The organism is Sphingomonas sp. CCH9-F2, assembly GCF_001556735.1.
Taxonomy (GTDB): Bacteria; Pseudomonadota; Alphaproteobacteria; order Sphingomonadales; family Sphingomonadaceae; genus Sphingomonas; species Sphingomonas ginsenosidimutans.
Window position 1 is genome coordinate 1 of sequence record NZ_LSJO01000682.1, and the last position, 5996, is coordinate 5996.

Sequence of the window (5996 nt, forward strand, 5' to 3'; positions counted from 1 at the left end):
GCGATGATCGCCGCCCCCGCCAGCCACACCGATCGCCTCATGCCGCGCGGCGGCCCACCACATGCGCGGCCGATACCGCGGCGATCAGCAACAGCGCGGCATTCGCCTGATGCGCGACCGCGATGACGATCTGCACGCCGGTCAACAGCGTCGCGATCCCCAGCAGGATTTGCGCCGCGACCAGCCCGACGACCGCCGCGGCGACGCCCGGCGCGCCCGCGCGGCGTGCGCGCACCGCCAGCCACACCAGCGCGCCGGCGGCGACGAACGCCAGCCAGCGATGGATGAACTGCACCACCACAGGGTTGTCGACCGCATTGGTCCACGCCGGGGCCAGCATCGGCACGTTCGCGGGGAACAGCGCGTCGCCCATCAGCGGCCAGCTGGCAAAGGCATAGCCCGCGTCCAGCCCGGCGGTGAACGCCCCGAACACGATCTGCACCGCCAGCGCCGCCAGCGCCGCGATCGCCACGCCGCGCAGCCGCGCCGGTCGCGCCAGCGGGTTGCGGGCCAGCACGCGCAGGTCGCACGCGGTCCACACGATCCCCGCCAGGATGAACAGCGCGGTGCCCAGGTGCACCGCCAGCCGCACATGACTGACGTCGGTACGCACCGACAGGCCGCTGGCGACCATCCACCAGCCGATCGCCCCCTGCAGCCCGCCCAGCGCCAGCAGCGCGGTCAGCCGCGGGCCATAGCCGTGCGGGATCCGCCGCCGCACTGCGAACCAGACCAGCGGCACGGCAAAGGCCAGCCCGATAACCCGGCCCAGCAGCCGGTGGACATATTCCCAGAAGAAGATCGCCTTGAACCCGGCCAGCGTCATGCCACGGTTCAGCTCCTGATATTCCGGGATCCGCTGGTAATTGGCGAATTCGGCCTGCCATTGCGCATCGTTCAGCGGGGGCACGATGCCGCTGATCGGCTTCCACTGCGTGATCGACAGCCCCGATTCGGTCAGCCGCGTGATCCCCCCGACGATCACCATCGCGACGATCAGCGCCGCGACCATGTACAGCCACCGCGCGACGGTCGCGGGGCGGGCGGAAACTGAATAACCGGAACTGGCCTGAAGCATGGCGCCATGTAGCGCATCGCACCCGCCCCCGCTATCCCGCGCCCGATCATCCCGCGGGCGTCATTCCGCCGCCTGGTCAGCCGCCTCCCGACCCAGCGTCAGCGCCAGCGCGGTCACGTCCGACCCCGCCGGCACGATCCGCCAGCGCCCCGGCCGGCGGCTGTCGACCAGCGTCACCGCGCCCTTCGGGCAGATACCCAGGCAGCGCGTCTTGACGACGCCGATCGCCGCCTTGCGCCCCTTGCCGAAGCCGGGCTCGTCGCGCAGCGCCCTGGTCAGCGACTGCCTGCCCTTCGGCCCGAACCCGCCGTCCACCTTCTTCGAACATTTGCCGCACACCAGCAGCGCGGCATCCCAGTGGGAACGGACATGGTCCTTCATCCCGCCGCACCGGGGCGCCACGTCCGCGCGTCCTCGGCGGTGCGCAGCACCTCATACGCCGCCTGGATCGCGTGGAAGCGCGCCGCGGCATCCGCGTCACCGGGGCGCACGTCCGGGTGATAGGACTTGGCGAGCCGCCGCCACGCCAGCTTCACGTCGTCGAACGTCGCGTCGACCTCCAGTTCCAGCACCTCCAGCGCGCGCATCTCGTCGCGCGAGCGCGTGCCGTCACCCGGCCCGGCCCATTGCTGATGCTTCGACTGGGTGAAGCCGCCCGCATCGCGCCGCTCGTCCGCCTCGCGCTGCGCGGCTTCCTCGGCCGACAGCCCCTCGAAGTAATTCCAGCCGCGATTATATTCGGCGGCGTGCGTCTGGCAGAAATACCAGCGGTCGGGGCTGTTGGGGGATTTGGGCGCGGGGCAATCGCCCGGCTCCTCGCACCCATGGCGGTCGCACAGCCGCACGGTCGTGGCTTCGCGGTTGGCGCCATAGCCGCGCCAACGGGGAAAGCCCCAGTCGTTCGATCGGGAGGGTATACGTGCCATTCCTCCCGCACATAGGAGCGCACGCCGCCCGCGCCAAGCGCGCACCGCCCGGCGAACGGGAAACGTCAGAGGGCCTGTAAGCCGGGTTCTGTCCACTCCCCGAAGGAAGATGGGCGACCATTCCTCTCGGCGTGCCGTTGCCGACACGCTCCAGCAACCAACCCGGGCAGCAGGCGGGAACACGCCCCGGACGCACGCTTGCGCCCATGCCGCCCCTATTCGGTCTTGCTCCCGGTGGGGTTTACCGTGCCGCGGCCGTTACCGGCGCGCGCGGTGCGCTCTTACCGCACCCTTTCACCATGACCTGCGCCGAGGCGCGGGCCGTCTGCTCTCTGTTGCACTGTCCCTAACCGCGGGCTCGCGCCCTTGGCCGGCGGGCGTTACCCGCCACCGTCGTTCCGTGGAGCCCGGACTTTCCTCGGCATGTATCGCTACATGACGCGGCCGCCCGGCCCTCTGACGCGCCCGTCCCTAGCGCGCGGGTGCGTGTTAGGGAAGCCGCCTCAATCGTCGCCCTGCGGCCGCGGCAGCAGCAGCGCCAGCAGGATCATGCGGCATTCCGCGTCGATCTCCCCGTCGATCAACTCGGGGCGAAAGCGCCGCTGGAATGCCATGATTGCGGCCATACGGTCGCTCACGTCATAGCCGAACCGCTCAAGCGCCAGGCAGAATGCCGCCTCGCCCCAGAACGGGTCCATCAGGTTCTTCGTCGGGCGCGGCAACGCCAGCCGCAACCGCGACAATCGGTGCCACGGAAACAGCTCGCCCGGATCGCGCTTGCGCGTCGGGGCAACGTCGGAATGGCCGACGATGTTGCCGCGCGTGATCTCGTGCCGGTCCTTCAGATGCGCGACCAGCCGCACCACGGCATCGACCTGCGGCTCGGGAAAGCGACGATAGCCGTGCTCGTGCCCCGGATTGACGATCTCGATGCCAATCGACGCCGAATTGACGTCGTCGATGTCGCGCCAGTGGCTCTTGCCAGCGTGCCAGGCGCGCTTGTCGTCGTCGACCAGCCGCACGACCGTGCCGTCCTCGTCGACCAGATAGTGCGCGGATACCTCGGCGGCAGGGTCGCGCAGACGATCGATCGCCTCCTGCGCGGTCTTCATGCCGGTATAATGCAGCACGATCATCGTGATCGGCAGCCGGCGTTCGTTGAAATTGGGCGACGGCATCTCGACGCACTTCATCGCGTGCGCCGATCCTGTACCCGTATCCGTCCGATCACGCCCGCAATCCCCCGCGTCTTCGCCGTGCGAGCGATCTCCTTATGACGACTGCGCCTCTCGCGCCACCTCCGCCGCACCGCCCGGCGCCGTGGATGGGCATCCCGTCGCCTCGTAGAAGCCGCGCAGGCGGCGGCTGGGACGCAGGCGATCGGACAGGCCTATCACCGTCTCCCCCGCCCCCAGCAGCAGCAGCCCGCCCGGCTTCAGCGCGCCGGCCAGCCGCTCCAGCACCTGTTCGCGCAGCCGCGGCACCAGGTAGAACAGGACGTTCCGGCACAGGATCAGGTCATAGCGGCCCGCGGGCGGTGGCTCCGCCACCAGATTGTGCCGCCGGTAGGTGACCGTATTCAGCAGCGCCGGGGTGGCGCCCCACTGGCCGTCGCCGTCCGGCGCGAACCACTCCATCATGCGCCGCACCGGCAGGCCGCGCTGGATCTCGAACTGCGAATAGCTGCCCTGCCGCGCGCGGGCGATCGCCGCGGCGGATACGTCGGTCCCGATGATCTCTGGCATCCGCGGCCAGCGTTCCGCCGCCTTGCGCTCCGCGAACAGCATCGCCAGCGACAGCGCCTCCTGCCCGGTCGCGCAGGCCGCACACCAGATATGCACCGGCATGCCCGCCGCCAGCGGCACCGCCACCGCCTGCGCCGCCGATTCGATCACCCCGGCGTCGCGGAAGAACGACGTTTCCTGGTTCAGCAACAGGTCGACGACCTTGTCCGCCAGCACCTCGTCACGGCCGTCGCGCAGTCGCCGCGCCAGATCGTCCACGTCGTGGATCGCCAGCCCCGCCAGCAGCGGTTTCAACGCGGTGTCCAGTCGCCAGCTGCGGTTCGGGGCGATCCGCTGGCCGGTGCGCTGCTCCAGCAATCCCGCCAGCAGCCGCGCGCATCCCGAATCGATCGGCTGAACCGCCATGTTCATGCGGTACGATCCGCCGATGCTGCGATCGACCGGCCCAGCGCGTCCGGCGGCAGCACCGCCAGCGCCAGCCCGGCGTCCGCCACCACGCCCGGCATTCCCCAAACCACCGATGTCGCGCGATCCTGGACCAGCACGGTGCCGCCCGCCGCCCGCACGGCGCGCGCGCCCTCCAGCCCGTCGCGTCCCATGCCGCTCAGCACGATCGCCAGCAGCCGCGGCCCATAGACTGCCGCAAGGCTCGCGAACATCGGATCGACCGACGGCAGGTTGCCGGTGGGCACCGCGGCGGTGGACAGGCGCACCAGCGCATCCTCCGGCCCGCGCCCGCTGACGGTCAGATGCGCGGTGCCCGGCGCGACCAGCAGCCGGCCGGCGACGGCGCGCGTGCGATCGACGGCGATCGCCGCCGGGCGCCGCGCCGACATCTGAACCTGCGCCGCGAAATAGGGGGAAAAGGCCGGGGGCAGATGCTGCGTCACGAAGATCGGCTGGCGCACCTCGGCGGGGACTTCGCCCAGCAACGACGCCAGCGCGTGGATACCGCCGGTGGACGCGCCGATCGCGATCGCATCGAACCCGGGCAGCGGCACGGGTGGGTGGATCGCGCGGCGCGGCGCCTCGACCGTCGCCGCCCGCGGTGCCGCCAGCAGGTCCAGCCGCGCCAGCAACACCTCGCCGAACCGGCTGGCGAAGGCGCCGGCGGCGGGCTTGACCAGCGTGTCGGCAGCGCCCAGCGCCAGCGCGCGCATCGTCACCGCGGCGCCATCGGCGGCGGCGCTCGACACCACCAGCACGCGCGCGCCCTGCCCCGCGGCGATCAGCTGCGGCAGCGCGTCGATGCCATGGGTATGCGGCATCTCCAGATCGAGCAGGATGACGTCGACCCGCTCCCGCGACAGGAACTCCAGCGCACGGCGCGCATCCGGCACCGCGGCGGCCAGCGCGAAGCGGTCCTCCGACGTCACGAACCGCGACAATACCGCGCGCGCCACCGCCGAATCATCGACGATCAGGACCCGCGGCACGGCAGCGGCGGCGGCATCCGGGATGGGAAGGGAGCTATGCACGTCTGGCTGCCTCAAAGGCGTGGTGGCGGGGGATCAGGCCACGCCGACGATCTGCAGCTTGCTGTGCAGCGTTTCGCGGTCGAATGGTTTCATCACATATTCGTCCGCCCCCGCCTCGATCGCGGCGCGGATGTGCGCCATGCCGTTCTCGGTGGTACAGAACACGACCTTGGGGCGGTGGGACAGCGTCTCGGTACCCAGGGCGCGCAGGAATTCCATCCCGCTCATCACCGGCATGTTCCAGTCCAGCAGCACCACGTCCGGCGTCGATTGCCGGCATTGTTCCAGTGCCTCGCGGCCGTCGGCGGCCTCCGTGACGGCGAAATCCAGCGTCTCCAGGATGTGGCGGGCGACCTTCCGAATCACCTTCGAATCATCGACGATCAGGCAGGTCTTCATGACGCGGTCCCCGCTTACTCAGTACACCGGCGCGTCATGCCCGATAACATGTTGTTTTGGCGTTAATGCGGCCGACGATCATTCGATTGCACCGGCACGCGCGACCAGCCGGTCGATGTCCAGCGCCAGCAACGTCTCCTGCCCGCGTTCGGCCACGCCGGACACGAAATCCCACGCCGCGTCGGACGCGCCGCCCATCCCGGGCGGTCGCGGTGCGATCTCCACCGCCTCGACATCCTCCAGCATGTCGACCGCGATCGCGTACAGATGCCCGTCGACCATCGTCGCCACGGCATGGCCGATCGCGCCGTCGCCCACGGGCCGCGGCGGCACGCCCAGCAGCTGTCGCACGTCCAGCACGGTGGCGACG

Annotated in this window: 8 protein-coding genes and 1 other RNA gene; all 9 read right to left on the reverse strand. The window is 70.5% G+C overall.

The genetic code is table 11. The features are described from left to right. Positions 1–37: 37 nt before the first annotated feature. On the reverse strand, positions 38–1078 hold the full coding sequence (locus AX685_RS19620; RefSeq protein ID WP_066491811.1) for a COX15/CtaA family protein: 1041 nt from the start codon (positions 1076–1078) through the stop codon (positions 38–40). A gap of 60 nt (positions 1079–1138) precedes the next feature. Then, on the reverse strand, positions 1139–1459 hold the full coding sequence (locus AX685_RS19625; protein WP_156445949.1) for a (2Fe-2S) ferredoxin domain-containing protein: 321 nt from the start codon (positions 1457–1459) through the stop codon (positions 1139–1141). Then, a complete protein-coding gene (locus AX685_RS19630) occupies positions 1456–2004 on the reverse strand; it encodes a J domain-containing protein (RefSeq protein WP_066491815.1) in 549 nt (182 codons plus the stop codon). The genes AX685_RS19625 and AX685_RS19630 overlap by 4 nt, the downstream gene beginning before the upstream one ends. A gap of 61 nt (positions 2005–2065) precedes the next feature. Beyond that, an RNA gene (gene rnpB / locus AX685_RS19635) (RNase P RNA component class A) lies at positions 2066–2464 on the reverse strand. Positions 2465–2507: 43 nt separating this feature from the next. Further along, on the reverse strand, positions 2508–3197 hold the full coding sequence (locus AX685_RS19640; protein ID WP_066491819.1) for an N-acetylmuramoyl-L-alanine amidase: 690 nt from the start codon (positions 3195–3197) through the stop codon (positions 2508–2510). A gap of 78 nt (positions 3198–3275) precedes the next feature. After that, the gene (locus tag AX685_RS19645; protein WP_066491824.1) at positions 3276–4160 is read right to left on the reverse strand and encodes a CheR family methyltransferase; all 885 of its coding nucleotides are present in this window, start codon (positions 4158–4160) and stop codon (positions 3276–3278) included. Then, positions 4157–5227, reverse strand: coding sequence for a chemotaxis protein CheB (locus AX685_RS19650; protein WP_231792318.1), 1071 nt, complete (start codon positions 5225–5227; stop codon positions 4157–4159). Before AX685_RS19650 ends, AX685_RS19645 begins: the two co-directional genes overlap by 4 nt. A 33-nt stretch (positions 5228–5260) precedes the next feature. Then, a complete protein-coding gene (locus AX685_RS19655; RefSeq protein ID WP_066491826.1) occupies positions 5261–5626 on the reverse strand; it encodes a response regulator in 366 nt (121 codons plus the stop codon). 78 nt (positions 5627–5704) lie between these two features. Beyond that, a partial coding sequence (locus AX685_RS19660) for a chemotaxis protein CheW (RefSeq protein WP_197418731.1) occupies positions 5705–5996 on the reverse strand: 292 nt, incomplete at its 5' end.